Here is a 21,531-nt window from a genome sequence, read left to right on the forward strand (position 1 = left end):
CCTCTATGCATGTCTACTTATTTTAAACCTTCTAAAGTTTTTAAGCCTTCAGTATATTTTTCTTCAGGTAAACGAACATAGCCAACAGCCTCAGCCATATCACCTGCGTTTTCTAATGTAAATTTAATGAAATCATATGCTGCTTCGTTATCTTTCATAGCGCTATTTTTCACATATGTGAAAAGTGGGCGTGAAAGTGGTGTATATTCACCAGCTTCAATTGTTTCATTATTTGGCTCTACACCATTTACTTTAACGATATTTAATTTATCTTTATTTTCTAGATAGTAAGCATAACCGAAGAATCCGATCGCGTTTTTGTCACCTGATACACCTTGAACTAGCATATTATCATCCTCTGATAATGTTGCTGAGCTTACTAGATCAGCTCCATCTAAAATGATTTCATCAAAGTAATCGTATGTGCCTGAATCAGTACCTGGTGAATAGTAAACGATTTTCTCATCTGGCCAAGATGGATCAATGTCCGACCATTTCTTCTCTTTTCCATCTTCAATCCATATCTTTTGTAATTGTTCTACAGTTAAATCTTTCGCCCAATCATTTTCTGGATTCACGACTACTGATAAACCATCATATGCTAGAGCTAGCTCTGTATAATCAATACCAGCTTCTCCTAGTTTCGCTTTCTCTTCATCTTTTATATTACGAGATGCATTTGAAAAGTCTGTTTCACCTGCGATGAATTTTTCAAAACCACCACCTGTACCAGAAACCCCTACTGATACTTTGACATCTGGTTGTGCGCCTGCATACTCTTCAACAACTGCCTCAATAATTGGTGCAACTGTTGATGAGCCATCTCCAGCTACAGAGCCTTGTAGCTTTTCATCAGCAGCTTCTTGTCCTGAACTAGCAGGTGCGTTCGTTTCAGTATTGTTTCCATTTTGTGCAGAATCGCTACCACATGCACCTAGCATTAATGCAGAACCCATTACTGCTGTCATCGTTAAGTACTTCCACTTTTTCATCTCATTTGCCTCCGTCATGAACTGTTTTATAGTTATTTGTCTTACAATCTTTACTATAATGACTGAATGTTGAAGTCGTATAAACGGTTCGTAAAAGAGATGTAAAGGAATGTAATGCTTTGTAAACGATTGTAAAGATACATTTACAATTCATTTTCACCTTGCCATGGCTGTGCCCAGATTTTAAATTCATCTACTCTTTTCATTCAAAATCCGCGACGTTCCCCGAAGGATTTCTCCACATACACTGAGTGACTGGATACCCATCGAAAGGGCAAATCCTATATATATTTCACTCTTCTATATTTGGAGGAGCGCATACTTCTAAATGAAAGAAGTTAAATTTGCTTCCGATTGGAAAGATGCTATAATAATCAATTGTGTCAGGAAATACTTTATCTTGATTCAGTAAATATTTTTGTACCAACCTCTAAGCTAGGTACAGTCCCTATTTTTAGAAAAGGGAAAGATAAAGCCTTCAGAGGATGTCACAGATTTTCAACGAGAAAATATGGACATTATATGGATAAGGCGTAATGGATGAGGAGTTTTACCTTTGTCATGAAACATGCAAACGTACAAAATGCCGATTATTTTAAAACCTATCTAACTTTGCTTATGGACCATCGCGAATTAACACTACAAGAAGCGATTGATTTTATGCTAGCTTCGTATTTCTATCATAATTTAGAACTGTATGGCGTAAAACCAAGAGAACAATTTGAATTAGCCATCCGACAGTTATCTGCGTGATGCTTACCTTCTTCCAAAAAAATAACCGCTAGGCATCCCAGTGCCTAGCGGTTTTCTTATTCTTGCTCATCCTCACCAATTTTTTCCTCTGTAATAGCTGGTAAAATCGGTTGTTTCACATTATTTTCTGTTACTTTTTCAGCTTCATATTTTGCTTTTAATTCAAAGTATTTGTCTAAAGAACGTCTAGCAATAACATTGTTATTGACTAAATGTTGATTCATATTAGTTGTTGCCCATGGAATAACAACTGCATAAGCAATTTCAGGATTTTCGTACGGCGCAAAGCCAACATGTGTTAATGTAATCGTATTTGTACCAAAATGTTCTCGTAATGGACCATAGTAAACTACCTCTGCAGTACCTGTTTTCCCTGCTGCTGTAAATGGAGCATTTGAGAATTGTCCACGAGCCGTCCCATATGATCCAGTATATACACGACGTAATCCTTGTTTTACATAGTCAATCTCTTCTTTAGGATTATCTATTTGATTGAGGATAGTTGGTCCTATTTCAGTCACTAATTGCCCTAACTGCTTGCCATCCTGTGATGGATCACGTACCTCTTTCACAACATGTGGCTGAATACGATAACCACCGTTAGCAATCGTTGAAATATATTGTGCTAATTGTAAAGGTGTATATGTGTCATACTGACCAATCGCTAAGTCTAATGTTTTACCACCCATTGTTGGACCTGATGGACCACGCACGCCACTAAATTCATTTGGTAAATCAATGCCTGTTTTCACACCTAGCCCAAATTGTGCAAAATTATTGCGCATTTTGGGGAATGTATCATCCTTTAAACGTAATGGCATACCATAGCTGTAAGGTGTTTTATTAATCAATAGTGCAATTTTAAACATATAGGAGTTAGAAGAACGTTCCAGGGCCATTAAATCGTTCATTGGCACATAGCCGCTCCTGTTAAAAATGGAACTTTTAAAATCCGTACCTGCCAATTTAATCGGTTCATCCCCCATAGAGGTGCCCATTGAGATAACGTCTTGATTGTACCCCGTAAGAACTGTTGCTCCCTTAATAGATGAACCTGCCTCATAAGCTGTCGTAAATGTTCCGTATCCATAATCAACAATTTCACTTTTCCCCGTCTCAGGGTTTTTTTCTATTTTCTTACCAACCATAGATAGGACATCCCCTGTATGAGGGTCCATCATAATTAAAAAGGCACGATCTAATAAATACGATCCAGGAAGAGCTTTTAAATTAAGCAGTTCTTCTTCTACAATCTTCTCAGTTTCAGCCTGTAGCTCACTATCCAGTGATAAAACTAAATCTTTACCTGGCTCACCTTCATAAGTTGTAATAGTATCGACTACCTGCCCTTTTTTATTGGTAATATTTTTGACAACTGTTTTTTGACCTTGGAGTAGTTCTTCATACTGCGCCTCAATATAACTTTCCCCTACTCGATCATTTCGTGAATAATCACGGGCTAAATAATAATTCAGCTTTTCTTTTGGTATCCCTTTTGTTGGGACAGTTGTACGACCAAGAATCGATAGAGAAGATAGTTTTACGCGTTTCCAATCTGTTGTTGTGTTAACTCCTGGTAGTTCCGTTAAACGCTCGGAGACACGTGCAAATTCATCTGCCGAAACATTTTCACTTTTTATAATTTGAGGTGATAAATTATAACCAGATGTCATCTCCCTAAAGATTGCTAATACTTCTAAATCTTTCTCTGACAATTGCAATAGCTCTTCATTGGTAATGCGTTCACGTACTAGTTTATCAACCTCTGCATTGATTTGACTTGTCGTAATATTTTCTTTCGCTCGAATTTTAGCTTCTTCTGCCTTTGTCACTTTTTCGTAGGCCGCGTCATGATTTTTGATAATCCAAAAATCTTGTTTATCACGCAATGTGACACGATTTGTTGGTTGTTCAATTAATTGTGCCAGCTTTTCAGCTATATTTAGCATTTCATCTGTTGTAGTCGTTTGCATTTTCGTATACGTAATCGCATTTTCTGGGTGATTATCTACTAAAATACGACCGTAACGATCATACATTCTACCCCGAGGCACACTCGTATTGACAGGAACTTCTTCTGTACTCTCTAAAAGTCGTACATACTCTTCCCCTTTCACGATTTGCATATACCCCAGTCTAAAAATCAACATTGAAAATACGATAAATATTGCAAAGAAAAGGATATTCATACGAAATGTTAAATTAGAGTGATGTTTTGCTTTAACACTCGCTGCGCGATTTTTCCCTGGTGCTTTGCGCATATGTATTCCCCTCCTTATCTTTTTTCATTTCAATACACGATACTTAGTATACCATTCGTAGGTTTGACAGGAAAGCATGCACTTGACAATTATTACGGAAAACATCATTTATTTGACGGTATCAAAAGTGGAAAGGTTGCCCTATTTGTTCTATCCATTTCTTTTTCATTTTTATCCAACAAAAAAAGGCTATACCTTAGTGATTTCTCACCTTAGCATAGCCATTTACTATTCAATCATTATTTAGCAGCTTGGAATTTAGCTTCTACTACATCCCAGTTTACTACGTTCCAGAAAGCACCAATATAATCTGGACGACGGTTTTGGTAGTTTAAGTAGTATGCATGCTCCCAAACATCAAGGCCTAGAATTGGTTTTTTACCTTCCATTACTGGAGAGTCTTGGTTTGGAGTTGACGTAACAGCAACTGAGTCACCATCCACGATTAACCATGCCCAACCTGAACCGAAGCGAGTTGTAGCAGCTTTTGCAAATTCTTCTTTGAAAGCATCGAAAGAACCGAATTTCGCATCAATTGCTTTTGCAACTTCGCCAACTGGAGTATTAGAACCGCCTGGAGCGATTACTTCCCAGAATAGTGTATGGTTAGCATGTCCGCCACCGTTGTTGCGTACAGCAGTTTGTTTGTCAGCTGGAAGAGCGTCAAGGTTTGCGATTAAGTCGTTAATGTCTTTTTCTGCAAATTCAGTACCTTCTACTGCTGCGTTTAAGTTAGTTACATAAGTATTGTGGTGTTTAGAATGGTGAATTTCCATAGTTTTTGCATCGATATGTGGCTCTAATGCGTCGTAAGCGTAAGTTAATTGTGGTAATTCGTAAGCCATTGTTAAGTTCCTCCCTAAAATAAGAAATATTTAGTACATCAATAGATTATCAAAATTGGTCAAACCATTCAATGAAAAATACTTCATTTAGAAGATTTCAGCCTTTTGACTGAAAAACCAATACGTTAACTATCTTACCCATTAGCTTGATTCATTAAACCCCACTCGTAGACATTAAATCGCGAAGAAAAATACAATAATCATCACAATTTGAATGACAGCCTTTGCAATAGTAGAAGTTAAAAACCCTACTAACGAACCAACACCACTTTTCACAGCCTCACTAAATGTTCGTTTCTCCACAATTAATTCGGCTATGACAGCCCCTAAAAATGGGCCAATTAATATTCCAGCCACAGGAATGACGAATGGGCCAAATAATAATCCAATGGTGCTTCCCCACATTCCTGCGCTAGAGCCACCAAACTTTTTAATGCCAAATGCATTTGCCAATGTATCTGCGCCAAATAACAGCACTACAAATAATATTTCAATAATCCAGAACCACCAGCTTAACTCTGCGAAGGAGAAAAATAAGCCATATAGTAGGAATCCTCCGACTAAAAATAAGACACCTGGAATGATCGGATAGACTAAACCAACAAATGAAATAATAAAGCAGGCTACTACTAAAATCCAGCCAACAACTTCCATAAAATTTCTCTCCTTTTATCGTACGTTGTCTTTCATACGGACAAACAAAGTGAAAAGTTTCACTTTGTTAATGGCGTATACCCAAAATAGAGTCTGCAATATTGACCGCATGGTCACCAATACGTTCCAGGTTACTTACAATGTCCATATAGACAATCCCAGCCGCCCCACTGCATTCATTCGTATTCAGACGTGCAATATGTTTCTGACGAAGTTTATCCTCCATATCGTCAATCAAGCTTTCTAGCTCCGTCACCTCTTGAGCTAAACTTAAGCTAGCTGTATCCAAGGCCTCTATACTTTTACGGACAGCCTCAATGGCTAAACTAAACATGCCAATTAAATCTTGTCGTGCCGATTTACTTAGGGTCACTTCATGATGGTCCTTGTATTGTAAAAGCTCTAAGATATTTTCAAAGTGATCACCAATTCGTTCGAAATCTCGTACATTTGTTAATAGTGTATGATGTCTTACTGAGTCTGCACGAGAAAGGGGCTGCTTAGACACCATCACTAAATAATCGGTAATTTCATTATCTAAATGATTAAGGCCAGCCTCTAATTGTAAAACTGTAGGAATATGTTCGGCTTCCCCTGATTTCATATAGAGAAATGTTTCTTCTAAGCCTCGTAAAGCATGTTCACCCATTCGTAATACTTCCTCTTTAGCTTGACCAAGTGCAATTGCTGGGGAGGAATCAATAAAAGATGGATCTAAATGCTTTGTTGTGACATTGATATGACCATCATGTCCTGGTATCAATTTCGTTACTAATGCTGCCAATCCTGCAATAAATGGAAGTTGAATCATCATATTAAGTACATTGAATGAGCCATGGGCAATTGCAATTTGCATACGAGGCTCTAAATGAAATAATTCGCTGACCCATTGAACATAATGCATAAATGGGGTAAAAAAAATCATGAAAATAATCGTACCGATCACATTGAAGAGTACATGTGCTGCGGCTGCCCGTTTCGCATAAATAGAAGCGCCCAGTGACGCTAATACCGCCGTAATCGTCGTTCCGATGTTTTCTCCAAATAAAATCGGTAAGGCATTGTTCAAACCAATCAAATGCTCAGCATATAAGCCTTGAAGCACACCGACTGTGGCCGTAGAGCTTTGTACAAGCAAGGTAAAAACGGTACCTAAAAATATACCTAAAATGGGTTGATTACTTAAATGAAGCGTGAGCGATGCAAAATCTGCCAGTTGATGTAGTGACTGCATACTTGCACTCATTAGCTCTAGCCCTAAAAATAAGCCACCAAAGCCAAACAAAATTTGACCAATATGTTGGTATGTTGCCCTTTTGAGGAAAAATAAAAAGCCTGCCCCGATTGCTAACAAGGGATAAAAATAGATACCGATATCAATGCCAATAATAAATGCTGTAATGGTTGTACCAATATTTGCTCCCATAATTACGCCGATTGCTTGACGTAACGTTAAAAATCCGGCACTCACTAACCCTACAGTGATGACTGTCGTTGCAGAACTTGACTGAATGCAAATGGTTACAAATATGCCTACTAAGACTCCCATGATCGGGTTAGTTGTAAAGCGATTTAACCATTCACGTAATCGATCATCCGCTGATTTCTGAAGCCCATCACCCATAAATTTAATGGAAAATAAAAAGACTCCTAACCCACCTAAAAACTGAAAGAGTATGCTTTGCCAATCTATTGTCAATTATTTTCGCTCCAATTCCTACGTCTCTACTACTCTAATTCTAATCTTTAATTGATTACAAACAAAAAGTAAAGAAATCCTTTAACTTCTTTACATAATGTTAACATTTTATCATTAAGTGTCCCTTCATTCATGCTTCTTTCATACCCTATGCTCTTTGATCATGTTAATATATTGATTGGAGGAGATATAGTATGAAACACTCACAGCTATTTATCGATAGTCTTATTCATCCTAAAAAACTAGCAGCCTATCGTTTACTACCTATCGGAAAAGTTATTCAATATACTTTTCTGCTCATTACCCTTGTAACCGTATTCTCTTTAGGTAGATTTGCAGCAGGTATGTCTGTTGATACGATTGATATGAATAGTTTAAATGGTTTAACTGAATACATAGATGGCATTAAATGGCTCTTATATCCATTCACATTCTTAATGCTTTTTGTCTTTACAACCATGCTGATTTTTGCCCAAATTGCTCTCTATGCTTTAGCCGGTTTATTTATTTTAAAAGTCATGAAACGTCGTGGTGAATACCGTCATATTTGGCGCACAACAACTTTTGCCATCACGTGGGCAACATTATTGTCGATGCTAGCAGAATATTTACCGATTAACAGTACAATTATCTCTGTTTTTTCTTTATTACTGACTATTGTTCTATTAATTGTGGCCTTTACAAAATATCCTAAACAACCAATATCAAAATAATGTGCATGAATCCCCCCTCTTCTAAATATAGTGTAGAAAAGGAGGGGTTTTTTTGCGGGCATTCATCTTAACAGCTATCATTATTGTCATTGCTTTTGTCGTGAAGGTAGATTTAACTGAGGGATCGATCCCACTTGCAGCTTTACAAACAAAAAGTACTAATAGCCAATGTGTACAGCAACGTGAGCCAAATTATATCACCGTACAAACTATTGAAGGAGATACTATTCATAGTTTATTTGCCTTACACCCTGCAAAAGTTCCCATGACATTCCCAGAACGCTTACAATTATTTTACAACTTAAACCCACACTTACAATTACAGGAATTAATTCCTGGTGGAAATATTAAGCTTCCTCTTACGTTTGAATTCGAAAACAAATGTGGAAAATGAAAAGTTAACGTTTCTTCCTTGTCCTTATTTTCTTACACTGCTAAAATAAATGACAGTGACGGCTGAAAATAGTGGCCCGAAAAGGAGAGAAAGTTAAATGAGTGAAATTTGTCACCGTTCAAATACACGTCCTGTACGTGTCGGTAACTTAACAATTGGTGGTAGTAATGAATTATTCATTCAAAGTATGTGTACAACAAAAACACATGATGTAGAAGCAACAGTGGCAGAAATTCTTCGACTTGAAGAAGCAGGCTGTCAAATAGTTCGTGTTGCAGTTCCAGATGAGCGTGCTGCAGATGCAATTGCCGAAATCAAAAAACGTATCCATATTCCATTAGTAGCTGATATTCATTTTGACTATAGATTAGCATTAAAAGCCATTGAAAATGGTATCGATAAAGTACGTATTAACCCTGGTAATATTGGTCGTAAAGAGAAAGTGGAGGCTGTCGTGAATGCAGCTAAAGCAAAAGGTATCCCCATTCGTATTGGGGTAAATGCTGGTTCATTAGAGCGTCATATTTTAGAAAAATACGGCTATCCTACTGCTGATGGTATGGTTGAATCTGCACTTCACCATATTAAAATTTTAGAAGACTTGGACTTCCACGATATTATTGTATCGATGAAGGCATCTGACGTAAATCTTGCCATTGAAGCCTATGAAAAAGCTGCTAAGGCCTTTAATTATCCGCTACATTTAGGTATTACAGAATCAGGAACACTATTTGCTGGTACTGTAAAATCAGCGGCTGGACTTGGTGCCATCCTATCAAAAGGAATTGGTAACACGTTACGTATTTCACTTTCAGCAGACCCTGTTGAGGAAATCAAAGTAGCACGTGAACTATTAAAATCTTTTGGTCTAGCTTCTAATATGGCAACACTAATCTCTTGTCCAACATGTGGGCGCATTGAGATTGATTTAATTTCCATTGCTAATGAAGTAGAAGAATATATTTCTAAATTGAATGTACCTTTAAAAGTAGCGGTGTTAGGCTGTGCGGTAAACGGTCCTGGTGAAGCACGTGAAGCGGATATCGGTATTGCGGGTGCGCGTGGTGAAGGCTTGTTATTCATGAAAGGGAAAACTGTTCGTAAAGTTCCTGAAGAAACAATGGTTGAAGAGTTGAAAAAAGAAATTGATAAATTAGCGGCAGAGATGGAAGAAAAGCGCGCAGCAGAAGAAGTACAAAAAGCGAATGCCTAAGGAGGTACTAGCATGAAAAAGCCCCGCTTTGGTATTGATATTGATGGGACTGTAACATGTCCAAGTACACTCATACCACATATTAATAAACAATATAACGTAAATATTACGCTTGATGATGTTTGTGAGTATGATTTTTTATCGGCCTTTCCTCACCCTGTAGATCGAAGTGCCTTTAATACATGGTTTAAAGAAAATGAGCCTTATATGTACGAAGTGTCAGAAGTAGCAAAAGATGCAAAAAATATTCTAACTGCCTGGCAAAATACGTTTGAGCTCTATTATATATCGGCACGAGGCGAAAATGTAGCAGACATTACAGTAAATTGGTTTGAAAATCAGGCGATTCCTTATGACCATATCGAACTTTTAGGCAGCCATGATAAGTTAGCGGTTGCTAAAAAGCATCATGTAGATGCTTTCTTTGAGGATAAGCATGATAATGCAGTGATGCTGGCAGAGGAGCTAAAAATACCTGTCGTGTTGTTTGATACGCCCTATAACCGTCTTGCTGTTCCTGACAATGTAGTAAGGGTGTATAACTGGCAAGAAGCCAATCAATTCATCACAAATTATTTCAAATAAAATAAAGGAGAGTCGTGTTCAAATAAAGAACACGACTCTTTTATGTGCCTCCTACGATTGGCATAGTTTTGAGCAACCGCCGTTCAAACAAGCTTGTTTGACGGTAGGTCTGCTTATTTTACTCTATACTTCCAAAATTCCCCGTATCCAACGCTCCACAAAGTTTTCAAAGGTAATCCCATAATTATCGTAGACGGCATGATAAACAAAATAAGTTCCTAAACGATCAAGCATTTCATCATTAATTTTCATCACAAACCGCTCCCTTTCTCCTTGGTTTTTACCAAATTTCCATACTTCTATACTTCCCAAATGACGAACAATCGAGTGGAGGTCGCATCGTTGCAAAACCGTCACAATCTACCGCTTTCATGCCCTTTCTTCGTATTTTTCTTTTCGATAAGATAGTAGTAACAACTTGCTAGACTGGAGGGACTACTTGTGAAATGGATGACAAAATTAGCTTGTATGACTTGCATCTGCGCACTACTGACAGGCTGTGGTGGTCGATTATCAGAAATCAAAGATGCAGCTTCTGGCATCAATACAGCGGCAAACTCCGCGGCTAGTGCAGTTAGTCGAGATGTTCATGCCATACGCGCTATAGACATTAACTATAAAGAAACAACTTTTACGGTTAATGACCTATTTAAAACTATTTTACGTGACATACGCTGGGATTATGACCCTGAAAAAAATGAGCTTCATGTGAGAGGCACTTGGCAACCCCCACTATTTTCTGATCAACAATGGAATGATGAGTTGAAAGAAAAGCTTGCTGAGTCAGGCATTGTATACGTTACATGTAAAATTATTGATGATAAAATTGATAGCTCTCAAACTACAATCACAGTTATTTTTAATAATGAAAATCTCCTACAAAAAAATGGAGAAGAAGCACTTCATCACCTATATGATACCTATTTAATTTCAACACACTAAAAACGTTTCTGCCAAGAAGACTGGCAGAAGCTTTTTTTTATAATAAGTCTTACAATTTTGAAATATTAGGTGCTTTCATTTGAATAAAATAAAACCATCACGTTATAATCAAAGTACAACGTGATGGTTTGGAGGTGTTTGCATTGGGACAGAAAAATTAAAAATTGGCGAGCTTGCTGAAAAAACTGGCATTACAAAACGAACAATCGATTATTATACAAACATAGGCTTATTGGTTGCAGAACGCTCTGCAACAAATTATCGATACTATGATCCCGTCATGATTGAACGACTTCAATTCATTGAACAGCGCAAACAACAAGGGCTTTCACTCGTGGAAATCCAACAGGAATTAAACATCACACCCTATGAAGAAATCGATGTACAAATGCTTCGTTTGAAAATGCAAGATTTAGAGCATGATGTAGCTTCTCTGCTAGAACAAATGAACAAGCAAGATGATAAAAAAATTGAAACCATAAAAAAAAATGTTTCGCCTGAAAGCATTGCATTAATGCAATCCTTACTTTTACTTATTCATAATTAGGAGGTGACGTTCTGTTTTTACAGAACGACTATTTGGATACCATAATAAACTTATCGATTTTTACCATTTTAATAGCTTTAACAGGTTTTTTCGTGGCAACAGAATTTGCCATTGTAAAGGTTCGTTCCTCAAGACTTGATCAGCTTATTGCAGAGGGCCATAAAAAAGCCATTGCTGCCAAGCAAGTGGTCAATCATTTAGATGAATATTTATCTGCCTGTCAATTAGGGATTACAGTAACAGCTCTTGGTATCGGTATGGTTGGTGAAAAAACGTTTGAATTTATGCTGCACCCTCTTTTCGAAATGATCGGTATTTCAGATAAATATATGACCATCTTTACCATTGGTACAGCCTTTGCAATCGCTACATTTTTACATGTCGTTGTCGGTGAATTAGCCCCGAAAACAGCAGCTATTCAAAAAGCAGAAACAATTACCCTTCTTTTCGCAAAGCCAATCATGTTTTTCTACAAAATCATGTACCCATTCATTTGGTTCTTGAACGGCTCTGCACGCGTTTTGATTGGTTTATTCGGTATGAAGCCTGCAAGTGAGCATGAGCTTTCCCATACGGAGGAAGAACTACGACTATTACTGTCTGAAAGCTTTAAAAGTGGTGAAATCAATAAAACAGAGCTTAAATATGTAAATAACGTCTTTGAGTTTGACGAACGTATTGCTCGTGAAATCATGGTTCCTCGAACAGAAATTGTTGGGATTGAACGAAATGACTCGTTTACAACTATCATCCATCATTTTGCCGCTGAAAAATATACACGTTACCCTATTTATGAGGGCGACCGTGACAATATTTTAGGGTTTATCAATGCCAAGGAATTGTTTACGCACGGTTTACTTGAACAGCTTACAGATGAGACATTAGTCATCGAAGATTTTATTAATCCAGTTATTCGAGTGATTGAAACAATCCCTATTCAAGAATTACTTGTACGAATGCAAAAAGAACGTATTCATATGGCTATTTTAATGGATGAATATGGTGGGACATCTGGTCTGGTAACTGTTGAAGATATTTTAGAAGAGATTGTTGGTGAAATTCGAGATGAATTTGACGATGATGAAATTGCAGATATTCGAAAAATCACAGAAAACCATTATATATTAAATGCTAAAATGCTTGTTGAAGATGTTGAAAATCTACTAAATATAACATTAGAATCTGAGGAAGTTGAAACTTTAGGTGGCTGGTTCTTATCTGTGAATAATGGCATAAAAGCATCTACTAATATTGAGCTTGCCTCTTATATCTTCAGTATCTATGAACAACAAGGACATCAGATACATTATATCGAGGTTCGACCTCTACGAATTAGTGCACCGACACCTGTCATTACAAAGGCACAGCTATAGCCCTATTATCTTAAAACCATATTTTCTCCATTCCATTATTAGCCATTTCAAGCTATAATGAATATAGGAATATGATTCTAGTTTCAGGGGGCTATACACATGACATTGTTTAAACTATATCATTCAGATGGTATACACATTATTACAGACGTAAAAAAACATAAAACAAATATTGAATTAAAAACAATTACAGGTGAAGTATTATATATTATCGTCGTAACAGATGAAAACTACACAGTGTACGACGATCGTTTTGCAGGTGCCTCTAAGCAGTTAAATTCTGTAGAAGCATTTGATATTGATGGCAGTTTCCGTAGCCTAGATTTCGATAATATGCGCGCTTTATTTAAAGAAGCCTTTACAAAGCTATTACAACAAATCGCTGAGTGCGTCCAAAGTAAAGACGAGCTAGTTGATATTGACACACTCCGCCATAAAGTAAGTGCACAAATAAAAGGCATCCATTTTCGTGTCATTTCTGATACGAAAAAATATGAAATTTAACCTCTCACAGACTGTTTATTTTGGACAGTCTGTTTTCTTTTCCCGTTCCTCTCTAGTGGAAACAAAAACACGCTTCTTGACTTTCATGTATAATGGGACATAACAATCTGAAAAAAGGGGTGTTTAGAATGAATCGTGAACAATTAATCACACTCATTTCAGAAAAACTGAAATTAATCCGTACTGAAAGAGCTTTTACTCAGGATCAAATGAGTGACTTACTTGGACTATCCAAAAAAACACTTGTCCAAATTGAAAAGGGGCGTATACAGGCTGGATGGACAACTACTGTTGCCGTATGTACTTTGTTTCGTGACAGTACGATTTTGCAGCATGAACTAGGTGGAGATCCATTAGAGGTAGTGGATTTAATCGCGAATAATGGAACATTACAGCCTAAAGATAAAACAATGGGTGGATACATATGGTGGAAAAATATACATGAGCAAGGAGGGTTTCGACTACAACAAAATATCATTAGCCTTCATTTCCGCATTTTAGACAACAATAATTTTCGTTTAATCTCAACATTTGATGAACAAGTAGCAAAACAAGCATGGGAAAAGCTACAGATGTAACTCTACCGCCATCTACTAGACTCTAGCATAACAGTAGAAGCAGCATTCTTGCTTCTGCTGTTAGTTGTTTGTTTGCCCTCCTCCCCCTCTCACACCCATACACTATAGACAAATATATAAAGCAAAGAAATGACTTGCCATATGATAGAGAGAATGAATTCTGTGAAATTTCTATGAAGGATAGATAGTTGAAGCTAGGAAGGTCGAAATTTGCAGAAATATTTCCTATACTTAATAGTAACCGCTGTGATATTGAAAGGATGGCATACATGAATAGAATTCTAGCAATAAGTGATATACACGGAGAATTAGCGCTTTTTGAAGAATTATTATTAAAAGCAAGCTATAATCCAGAAGAAGATCAACTTTTTTTACTGGGTGATTACATCGACAGAGGCCCTGCTTCTAGCGGCGTGTTAAATTTAGTGAGTGAATTACAAGAAAAAGGAGCACGAGTTCTCCTTGGCAACCACGAGGCGATCATGCTTAATGCATGTCGTTCAAGTCTTGCTAAACCATGGAACCATTGGGTAGGACTTTGTGGTGGAGATGCAACATTGGCAAGCTATGGTTACCAGCTAAGCGATTTTGAGGATGCCATTGCTACCCAAACATTGCCTAACTTTATCAAAACGCTGCCAAAGCTAGAGGAACATTTACAATTAATTGAAAACTTCGAAACATACATTGAATTAGAGGATGCTATATTTGTACATGGCGGAGTTGTACCAGGCGTTGCGATGGCAGAAACAGACCCCATGCAATTACTGTGGATTCGAGAAGAATTTCATGCAGGCTATGAAGGAGATAAAACCGTTATCTTTGGACATACACCTACGTATAGGCTTCACCAAAATCCAACAGATTACAGTGTCTACTTTGGTGAAAACAATATTATCGGTATTGATGGTGGTGCTGTATTTGGTGGCCAATTACACGTATTTGAATGGCCCAGTCGTCAAATAATATCGGTCGAACATAAAAAACCAACAAGTGACGATTAACTTGTTGGTTTTTCCATTAATATAACTTGAAGATAACACCTACTAAAGAGTACACAATAACTGTTGTGAATAATATGGTCATATGGAACAGTGAGAAAACAAACATTTTGGTTGCCCACTTCACTTGATCTTTATTACTATGATAGCCATATATACTCATTACTAGCCATGCAATACTTAATAGTAATGCAACGAGCATAATTCCCACACTTAGGGAACCAAATAAAAAGCTTGATAGAATTAATAAAATTAGATAGAAATTTGTTTGATAATACGTACGGCGCATACCTTTAACAACAGGAAGCATCGGCACGCTTGCTGCTTCATAATCTACACGTTTGCGAATTGCAATGGCATAAAAATGCGGCATTTGCCAAATAACCATAACAAAAAATAAACCTAGTATTGCAGGGTGTGTAATATCTGTCGATACGGCAGACCAGCCAATTAATGGCGGGACAGCACCACTTATACTACCAATTTCTGTATTATAAATCGTACGACGTTTTGTCCACATTGTATAAGGGACTACATATAAAAATACTCCGAGCAAACCAAATGCCGCTGCTAATGGTGACGCAAGCGCCAATACAGCTAAGCCGATGATTAACATAACTATCGCTAATGATAGAGTCGATTTTGCTGACATTTCCCCAGTGACGGTCGGTCTGCTTTGCGTACGAGGCATGATTGCATCGATATCACGGTCATACACATTATTAAAGGCCCCTGCTGCTCCAATGACAAGGGCAGAACCAACTGTCGAAAAAATCATTTCTGGTATATTGTCTATGAACGTCATTTTATTTTTGTACATCCCTAGCGTTAAACCAGCCCACATTGGTATTAAATTGGATTTGATAATTCCTGTTTTGACTGTTTGCGCTAAAATAGTAGAGCGGGACGATTTCCCTCGTGGTTTTGCGGAGGATTGCGGTTTCTGCTCCGAGTTCAGATTTTGTTCCATTTATCTTAATTCCTTTTCTCCATAATTTCGACACGCCACAATCGATAGAAAGCGACAAAATTTGCATCTAGCACATCAAATTATTATTTTACCCCTTTTAGATCTGTTCTGTCTCTAAGTTCACATAAAGTACATGTTTTTATCTAGTAAAGCACGCTCATTCACAACATCTTCTATGATACCACCGACTGGCATGAATTTGAACCTTCTTGCTCGATTCTTATCATTACTATTCAGGAAAAGAAAAAAGCCGAGGCAGAATTTTGCCCCGGTTTCTATTATTGAAGATCTCCTTGAAGTTGCTGGGCCAAAAACGCCACTAGATCACGCATATTATCAGGTGTTACTCCATGCCCATCTGGATATTGCTTAAATGTCACAGTTGCACCAAATTGTTCGAAAACCTCTTTACTTTCCATTCCCCATTGTGACGGAATAACATAATCATAATCGCCATGGGAAATAAAGGCTTGTAAATGTTCAACGGAGCGAATAGAATATTCCTCTGTTACAAATTTAGGTGTATAGCCACTTAATGCGACAATGCCTGTCACTAAATTTCCCATCACAAAGGCTAATGATTGTGCTAGCACAGCCCCCTGACTAAAGCCTAATAAAAATACTTTATGAGGATCCACTTGATATTCATCAATTGCCTCTAATATAAATCGTTGCAATGCCACTAATACTTTATCAAAGATGGCACGATCTGGTTGTCCTACCTCTTGAATAGTGAAAAAAGCATACCCTGGTTTTTGTGTAATGGGTCCACGCAAACTAAATATATGACATTGTTCTTGAAAGTCCTGTACTAATTGTGGTAAATCCTCTTCATTACTCCCCATCCCATGCAATAAAAAAATAGCTGGGTATTTTTTTGTAGTATCCATATTTGTAGGTGGTGTATGCTTAAAAGTAAATGGTGTATTCATATCTTCAAATTCCCTTCACAGTAAATCTTTGTAACAATGAAGCTACAGTAATTTTGTTTTATTGATTAATCCATCTGTATGGTAGGCAATATATCCATTGACAACACGAATGGTCTCTAGTGGATTTGCGTCAAAAAGTACTTGGGATTGCTCAGGTGTGGACACAAGAACCGTTAATAAATCCATACGCATAGAATGACCAGCAGAGCTATATGCATAGTCGTAGATAATTGCTTCCTCTGTCAGGCCCTCTGTCTCATATTGTTGATGGAACAATTCCTTTACAGTATCCATTTGCTCTGCAACTTGTTGTCGGATACGCATCTGATGCATCAATAATTCCTCTTCTAAAGTTGAGGGCTTCAACCACTTTTTAGCCTCTAGCATGTTCAGAAATTCTTGCTCCCATGCCTGTTCATTCTCAGTAAAGTAGAGCATATTGATCATTAGCATGTCCCAAAAATCAACGGCCGTAGCTGCTGAATTTCGTTGCATTGCAATAGTTTCTTTAAAGTGTTCTTCTACCTTTGTAATATTCATATGTCGAACTAAATGATTACATACGTTTTCAATAAACTTATTTGCCACTTCTTGCGCCATAAAAAATCCGTCCTTTATACTACAAATCATTTTTTCCTATCTTATCATACCATGATTGTGAAATATGGCAACGAAGCCCTCTCTATAGTCATTTTCACAAAAGGATGTCTCCATTTGTATAGGAAGACATCCTCAATGAACTACGAGAAAACATAGCTATCCATAGTATTCATAGTGTTTTGAATGGCAGCTTTCAATGATTGTTGACGTTCACCACAGGAAGCCAATGCCTCCTCCAAAGCGATTGCAGCATTCGCCATAAACGGTGCCATTTGCAAATCCTTGGCCAATTGAATAAGAACTAATGCCTTATTCCATTTCCAACGAGGGTTTGTTGGATCTAAATTGATCGCCTGTTCCAAATAACCAAGTGCATCAAAAGGCATCCATCCAAAGCGGTGCATCGTCTGGCCAGTTATCCCCCAATATACGGCCTTATTTGGATTTTCTTTAACGGCTTGTTGAAAGCAATGTACACTTTCATTGTATTGATGAGCAAATAAAAACAACTCTCCTTGCGTAAAGAAGGATTGAGCTTTTTCATTAGCTGTTCCTGTCTTTGCCACTTCTTCTAATTGCTTAATATTGTCTGCAAATGCTTCTTCAACTTTGATTGATCGTATTTCTACAACCTTATCGGATTCTGGATAGCTTTCGTCCGCACGTTCTACATGCTGCATTTCTTCATAAAGAGTTGGCTTTGGATAATGAGCGAAATCATACTCTTCTAATAAAGCTATATATTTCTGCGCGTATGCTTTTTCCTTTTCATTTGTCACCATTTTTGCCGCCTCATAACATTTCATTAGTTCGCCATTGTAAAAATAATCATCCATTGACATTAAAAATCCCCTCCAGTGTATAACTATTCAGTATTTTTAGTATACACTACAACATAAAAAGAGACTGATCAAAATTTTGATACAGTCTCTTTTAGTGCTATTTTTTTAACACTACCGTGTTTAAGAAGTTGCGTAAGTCCTCTTCTTTAAGTGCCCCTACAAAACGGTTCACTTCTTTTCCATCTTCAAAACGGATAAACGTTGGTGTTGCTTCAATATGATATTTATCCCATAGATCTTCATATTCATAGACGTTCAATTGAGCAATGTCGACACCCAGTTCATCTGCAATTGGCATTAACTCAGGAGTAAATGCTTGACAGTGTACACAAATCGGGCTGAAGAAATAGGCATTGACAGGTTCACCTGCTTTAATTTTTGCCTCTAATTCGTCTGGTAACATAATGTTTTGATAGTTTTTGTCATCTAATTGATCAATTGTTTCTTGTTTAAGCTTTTTATCGCCATAAGGGTTGTTTGCGCTTTCTAGTTTACTTTTGTTTGAGACATTGGTAAGTACAATGATTGCTGCAAATAATACAACAATAACAGAACCAATAATTAATAATTTTTTCACTAGAATAGTGACCTCCTTTTTTACACTAAAATCCTAATTTTAGTGTATCCGGATTGATTATAAAGTGTTTTGAAAACCTAGTAAACTAATTCGCCTTTAAAAAAAGAAATTTCACATTTATAACATAATTTTAAGTATATTTGGGAACATACATATTGAGAGCTCATGCAAAATTTGAATGTGGGGTGATTATATGAAAAATTCGTTTCAGCATGTATTTCAAATTTACACGAAGGATATCCGGAATATTGTCACAAACTGGGTCGTAGCTGTCATTGTAGGCGGATTGATTTTTCTTCCTTCACTCTATGCCTGGCTAAATATCTATGCCTCTATGGACCCATATGCCCACACATCCAATATGAAAATCGCGATTGTTAACGAGGATACAGGAACCACCGTTCGAAATGAAGCGATTAATGTTGGCAATGAAGTCATCGAGAATTTAAAAACCAATGAAAGCTTTACTTGGGAGCTTGATAACGAAAAGCAAGCTATGGAGCATTTGAAAAATGGAGATTATTTTGCCATGATTGTTATTCCTAGTGACTTTTCACAAAAGCTCACCTCCATTCTAACAGATCAACCGACAAAAGCTCATATTGATTATTATGTAAATGAAAAAAAGAATCCAATTGCTCCCAAAATTACAAGTAAAGGAGCAAGTGTCCTCACCCAGCAGGTATCTAGTGAATTTGTATCGACGGTGAATGGTACGTTATTCTCCATTTTTAATACCATTGGTCTCGAAATGGAACGTGACATTCCTGACTTTCGAAAATTTGAAAACTATGTCTTTACCATAGAGCAGCATTTACCTGATATCAATTCATTTTTAGGTCAGGCTTCCCTTGAAGGGAAGGAGGCCGATCAATTACTCAATCGTGCGCTTACACAAATTCCACAAGTGGAACAATTAACAACGAATGGTTTAACTACCATTCAAAAAGGTCTAAATCTTGTGAACGAAGCAGATGCTCTGTTTAATGAACTATCTCCTCTTATCAAAAAGGATGTACAAACTGTTCAAAATATTGCACAGCACTTCACAGATATGATAAACAAGCTCAATAGTATTGATCTTGATTCAAGCTCTATCGCCCAAACAAAAGAAGCACTAAAAAATCAATTGTCGACGTCCAAAGAAAATATAGCACATAGTATCCAAACACTTGAGGCACTGCAGAAGTTGATTCAAGCAGATACTTTAACCCGAAATCAGTTACAGGATTCCTTAGACAATATCATCACATCCTTACAGCAAAGTAATGCCCAAGATAATCAGCAAATTATAAAGCAACTTACTGGCATCCGTGATGCCTTGCAAAATAATCCGAGCTTTACCGATTCAACTTTAAACGCCTTAAAAGATCTGCAACAACTAAACACTTTACATGCAGATATCCTTACAAAAATTGAACAATTACAGCCAATTGATAAAGAAGTTATTCAACAAGACATTATAGCGATTCAGAAGATGGCACAAAATGCCACGGCTAATTTGCAAAAGTTTTTGGTCTACTATAACGATCATCTGGAGCCACAAATCCGCTCAACATTGTCTAGTGCTAAAAGTACATTATCAAGCGCATCTTCCATGTTGACGGATGTAAAACAATTCATACCCCAGGCAACTGATAAATTGACACAAGCAAAAAATACGTTAGGAACGGCTAATAATGCGCTACAAAAAATTCAAGGAGAGTTCCCTACGCTGAGTACAAAAATCAAAGACTTAGCCACTAAACTTCGAACTTTAGAAAATGAAGCTGATATTTCTGAGATTGTGCAATTATTAAAGAATGATGTCAATGCCGAGCGTGATTTCTTTGAAGAGCCCATTAAACTAAAGGAACATCGAATATTCCCTATTGCAAACTACGGAACAGCGATGACACCATTTTACACAGTGCTGTCCATCTGGGTCGGTTGTTTATTATTAATTTCACTATTATCCGTAAATCTTCATGAGAACTCACCTTATAGTATTCGTGAAATTTATTTTGGTCGCTTACTAACATTTGCAACTTTTTCTATTATTCAGACCCTTATTATTACAATTGGTGATACTTTTTTAGTTGACGGCTCTATTCAGGCACCCACTTATTTTATCTTGTTTGGACTTTTGATTAGCGTAGTATTTGTAACAGTTGTGTATACATTAGTCTCAGTCTTTGGAAATGTTGGAAAGGCTTTAGCGATTGTCATGCTTGTTTTACAAATTGCGGGCTCTGGTGGAACATATCCTGTTGAATTACTGCCAAGGTTCTTCCAAATTATTAACCCATTTTTACCTTTTACGTATGCAATTGAAATGATGCGTGAGGCTGTGGGAGGCATTATTTGGTCAACGGTATGGATAGATCTCCTTTTCTTAGTTGGTTTCTGGATTGTCTTTATCCTATTCGGCTTTTTCTTAAAAAAGTTACTGAGCGAAAAAATAGAACATTTTATGAACAAAACACGCGGGCTAGATATATTTCATTGAGCTTCAACTAGGCTTCATGTAAATGTTTATGAGAACGATGTTATAATGGAAGTATTGTAAACATGTAG

Annotated in this window: 23 protein-coding genes; 12 read left to right on the forward strand and 11 right to left on the reverse strand. The window is 37.1% G+C overall.

What is annotated here, in order from left to right:
• Positions 1–17: 17 nt before the first annotated feature.
• Positions 18–992 (reverse strand): PstS family phosphate ABC transporter substrate-binding protein, encoded by a 975-nt coding sequence (locus tag ACE1MS_RS14740; protein WP_031416968.1) that lies wholly within the window; start codon positions 990–992, stop codon positions 18–20.
• Positions 993–1,553: 561 nt separating this feature from the next.
• Between ACE1MS_RS14740 and ACE1MS_RS14745 the strand changes: the two genes are divergently transcribed.
• Positions 1,554–1,745: a hypothetical protein gene (locus ACE1MS_RS14745; protein WP_031416969.1), complete on the forward strand. Its 192-nt coding sequence runs from the start codon at positions 1,554–1,556 to the stop codon at positions 1,743–1,745.
• Between the two features lie 56 nt (positions 1,746–1,801).
• On the opposite strand, the gene ACE1MS_RS14750 is transcribed toward ACE1MS_RS14745, so the two are convergent.
• From ACE1MS_RS14750 to ACE1MS_RS14765, 4 genes are all read right to left on the reverse strand, one after another.
• Positions 1,802–4,006 carry a peptidoglycan D,D-transpeptidase FtsI family protein gene (locus ACE1MS_RS14750; RefSeq protein ID WP_031416970.1) on the reverse strand — a complete coding sequence of 735 codons (2,205 nt, stop codon included), beginning with the start codon at positions 4,004–4,006 and terminating at the stop codon, positions 1,802–1,804.
• 239 nt (positions 4,007–4,245) lie between these two features.
• Complete coding sequence (locus ACE1MS_RS14755; RefSeq protein WP_012295184.1) at positions 4,246–4,851, reverse strand: superoxide dismutase; 606 nt, start codon at positions 4,849–4,851, stop codon at positions 4,246–4,248.
• 174 nt (positions 4,852–5,025) lie between these two features.
• On the reverse strand, positions 5,026–5,505 hold the full coding sequence (locus ACE1MS_RS14760) for a DUF456 domain-containing protein (protein ID WP_012295185.1): 480 nt from the start codon (positions 5,503–5,505) through the stop codon (positions 5,026–5,028).
• Between the two features lie 67 nt (positions 5,506–5,572).
• Positions 5,573–7,204 (reverse strand): Na/Pi cotransporter family protein, encoded by a 1,632-nt coding sequence (locus tag ACE1MS_RS14765; protein WP_031416973.1) that lies wholly within the window; start codon positions 7,202–7,204, stop codon positions 5,573–5,575.
• 194 nt (positions 7,205–7,398) lie between these two features.
• Here ACE1MS_RS14765 and ACE1MS_RS14770 point away from each other — a divergent pair, with 194 nt between their 5' ends.
• The 4 genes from ACE1MS_RS14770 to ACE1MS_RS14785 all read left to right on the forward strand — a co-directional run bounded on the left by ACE1MS_RS14770 (position 7,399) and on the right by ACE1MS_RS14785 (position 10,109).
• A complete protein-coding gene (locus ACE1MS_RS14770; protein WP_008178344.1) occupies positions 7,399–7,917 on the forward strand; it encodes a DUF1189 family protein in 519 nt (172 codons plus the stop codon).
• 52 nt (positions 7,918–7,969) lie between these two features.
• Complete coding sequence (locus ACE1MS_RS14775; RefSeq protein WP_012295188.1) at positions 7,970–8,311, forward strand: hypothetical protein; 342 nt, start codon at positions 7,970–7,972, stop codon at positions 8,309–8,311.
• A gap of 97 nt (positions 8,312–8,408) precedes the next feature.
• Positions 8,409–9,524, forward strand: coding sequence for a flavodoxin-dependent (E)-4-hydroxy-3-methylbut-2-enyl-diphosphate synthase (ispG, locus tag ACE1MS_RS14780; RefSeq protein WP_012295189.1), 1,116 nt, complete (start codon positions 8,409–8,411; stop codon positions 9,522–9,524).
• A 12-nt stretch (positions 9,525–9,536) separates the two neighbouring features.
• Complete coding sequence (locus ACE1MS_RS14785) at positions 9,537–10,109, forward strand: 5' nucleotidase, NT5C type (protein ID WP_012295190.1); 573 nt, start codon at positions 9,537–9,539, stop codon at positions 10,107–10,109.
• A 123-nt stretch (positions 10,110–10,232) separates the two neighbouring features.
• Here the strand turns inward: ACE1MS_RS14785 and ACE1MS_RS14790 are convergent, their stop codons facing one another.
• Positions 10,233–10,361, reverse strand: coding sequence for a hypothetical protein (locus ACE1MS_RS14790; protein ID WP_012295191.1), 129 nt, complete (start codon positions 10,359–10,361; stop codon positions 10,233–10,235).
• A gap of 198 nt (positions 10,362–10,559) precedes the next feature.
• On the opposite strand from ACE1MS_RS14790, the gene ACE1MS_RS14795 reads away from it, so the two are divergent.
• The 6 genes from ACE1MS_RS14795 (at position 10,560) to ACE1MS_RS14820 (ending at position 15,057) form a co-directional block, all read left to right on the forward strand.
• Positions 10,560–11,051: a hypothetical protein gene (locus ACE1MS_RS14795; protein WP_206700956.1), complete on the forward strand. Its 492-nt coding sequence runs from the start codon at positions 10,560–10,562 to the stop codon at positions 11,049–11,051.
• A 163-nt stretch (positions 11,052–11,214) separates the two neighbouring features.
• Positions 11,215–11,598 carry a MerR family transcriptional regulator gene (locus tag ACE1MS_RS14800; RefSeq protein WP_080695217.1) on the forward strand — a complete coding sequence of 128 codons (384 nt, stop codon included), beginning with the start codon at positions 11,215–11,217 and terminating at the stop codon, positions 11,596–11,598.
• A gap of 32 nt (positions 11,599–11,630) precedes the next feature.
• A complete protein-coding gene (locus ACE1MS_RS14805) occupies positions 11,631–12,971 on the forward strand; it encodes a hemolysin family protein (RefSeq protein WP_036162133.1) in 1,341 nt (446 codons plus the stop codon).
• A 99-nt stretch (positions 12,972–13,070) separates the two neighbouring features.
• Positions 13,071–13,475 carry a hypothetical protein gene (locus ACE1MS_RS14810; protein ID WP_008178358.1) on the forward strand — a complete coding sequence of 135 codons (405 nt, stop codon included), beginning with the start codon at positions 13,071–13,073 and terminating at the stop codon, positions 13,473–13,475.
• 128 nt (positions 13,476–13,603) lie between these two features.
• Complete coding sequence (locus tag ACE1MS_RS14815) at positions 13,604–14,053, forward strand: helix-turn-helix transcriptional regulator (RefSeq protein WP_031416980.1); 450 nt, start codon at positions 13,604–13,606, stop codon at positions 14,051–14,053.
• A gap of 269 nt (positions 14,054–14,322) precedes the next feature.
• Positions 14,323–15,057, forward strand: a complete 735-nt coding sequence (locus ACE1MS_RS14820) for a metallophosphoesterase (RefSeq protein ID WP_447402450.1) — start codon at positions 14,323–14,325, stop codon at positions 15,055–15,057.
• Positions 15,058–15,073: 16 nt separating this feature from the next.
• Here the strand turns inward: ACE1MS_RS14820 and cyoE are convergent, their stop codons facing one another.
• The 5 genes from cyoE to ACE1MS_RS14845 form a co-directional block, all read right to left on the reverse strand.
• Positions 15,074–16,024 (reverse strand): heme o synthase, encoded by a 951-nt coding sequence (gene cyoE, locus ACE1MS_RS14825; RefSeq protein ID WP_036162134.1) that lies wholly within the window; start codon positions 16,022–16,024, stop codon positions 15,074–15,076.
• A gap of 278 nt (positions 16,025–16,302) precedes the next feature.
• A complete protein-coding gene (locus ACE1MS_RS14830; protein ID WP_012295197.1) occupies positions 16,303–16,956 on the reverse strand; it encodes an alpha/beta hydrolase in 654 nt (217 codons plus the stop codon).
• Between the two features lie 42 nt (positions 16,957–16,998).
• Positions 16,999–17,556 carry a hypothetical protein gene (locus ACE1MS_RS14835; RefSeq protein WP_031416987.1) on the reverse strand — a complete coding sequence of 186 codons (558 nt, stop codon included), beginning with the start codon at positions 17,554–17,556 and terminating at the stop codon, positions 16,999–17,001.
• Positions 17,557–17,696: 140 nt separating this feature from the next.
• Positions 17,697–18,398, reverse strand: coding sequence for a tetratricopeptide repeat protein (locus ACE1MS_RS14840; RefSeq protein WP_447402451.1), 702 nt, complete (start codon positions 18,396–18,398; stop codon positions 17,697–17,699).
• A 97-nt stretch (positions 18,399–18,495) separates the two neighbouring features.
• Positions 18,496–18,975 (reverse strand): thioredoxin family protein, encoded by a 480-nt coding sequence (locus ACE1MS_RS14845; RefSeq protein ID WP_012295200.1) that lies wholly within the window; start codon positions 18,973–18,975, stop codon positions 18,496–18,498.
• Between the two features lie 193 nt (positions 18,976–19,168).
• On the opposite strand from ACE1MS_RS14845, the gene ACE1MS_RS14850 reads away from it, so the two are divergent.
• On the forward strand, positions 19,169–21,463 hold the full coding sequence (locus ACE1MS_RS14850) for a YhgE/Pip domain-containing protein (protein WP_036162136.1): 2,295 nt from the start codon (positions 19,169–19,171) through the stop codon (positions 21,461–21,463).
• Positions 21,464–21,531: the final 68 nt, after the last annotated feature.

This window comes from Lysinibacillus sp. fkY74-1, assembly GCF_053165895.1.

Coding starts and splice junctions, on each gene's coding strand:
- ACE1MS_RS14740 (WP_031416968.1), bottom strand. CDS start 992: ATGAAAAAGTGGAAGTACTTAACGATGACAGCAGTAATGGGTTCTGCA.
- ACE1MS_RS14745 (WP_031416969.1), top strand. CDS start 1,554: ATGAAACATGCAAACGTACAAAATGCCGATTATTTTAAAACCTATCTA.
- ACE1MS_RS14750 (WP_031416970.1), bottom strand. CDS start 4,006: ATGCGCAAAGCACCAGGGAAAAATCGCGCAGCGAGTGTTAAAGCAAAA.
- ACE1MS_RS14755 (WP_012295184.1), bottom strand. CDS start 4,851: ATGGCTTACGAATTACCACAATTAACTTACGCTTACGACGCATTAGAG.
- ACE1MS_RS14760 (WP_012295185.1), bottom strand. CDS start 5,505: ATGGAAGTTGTTGGCTGGATTTTAGTAGTAGCCTGCTTTATTATTTCA.
- ACE1MS_RS14770 (WP_008178344.1), top strand. CDS start 7,399: ATGAAACACTCACAGCTATTTATCGATAGTCTTATTCATCCTAAAAAA.
- ispG (WP_012295189.1), top strand. CDS start 8,409: ATGAGTGAAATTTGTCACCGTTCAAATACACGTCCTGTACGTGTCGGT.
- ACE1MS_RS14785 (WP_012295190.1), top strand. CDS start 9,537: ATGAAAAAGCCCCGCTTTGGTATTGATATTGATGGGACTGTAACATGT.
- ACE1MS_RS14790 (WP_012295191.1), bottom strand. CDS start 10,361: ATGAAAATTAATGATGAAATGCTTGATCGTTTAGGAACTTATTTTGTT.
- ACE1MS_RS14795 (WP_206700956.1), top strand. CDS start 10,560: ATGACAAAATTAGCTTGTATGACTTGCATCTGCGCACTACTGACAGGC.
- ACE1MS_RS14810 (WP_008178358.1), top strand. CDS start 13,071: ATGACATTGTTTAAACTATATCATTCAGATGGTATACACATTATTACA.
- ACE1MS_RS14815 (WP_031416980.1), top strand. CDS start 13,604: ATGAATCGTGAACAATTAATCACACTCATTTCAGAAAAACTGAAATTA.
- ACE1MS_RS14820 (WP_447402450.1), top strand. CDS start 14,323: ATGAATAGAATTCTAGCAATAAGTGATATACACGGAGAATTAGCGCTT.
- cyoE (WP_036162134.1), bottom strand. CDS start 16,024: ATGGAACAAAATCTGAACTCGGAGCAGAAACCGCAATCCTCCGCAAAA.
- ACE1MS_RS14830 (WP_012295197.1), bottom strand. CDS start 16,956: ATGAATACACCATTTACTTTTAAGCATACACCACCTACAAATATGGAT.
- ACE1MS_RS14835 (WP_031416987.1), bottom strand. CDS start 17,556: ATGGCGCAAGAAGTGGCAAATAAGTTTATTGAAAACGTATGTAATCAT.
- ACE1MS_RS14840 (WP_447402451.1), bottom strand. CDS start 18,398: ATGTCAATGGATGATTATTTTTACAATGGCGAACTAATGAAATGTTAT.
- ACE1MS_RS14850 (WP_036162136.1), top strand. CDS start 19,169: ATGAAAAATTCGTTTCAGCATGTATTTCAAATTTACACGAAGGATATC.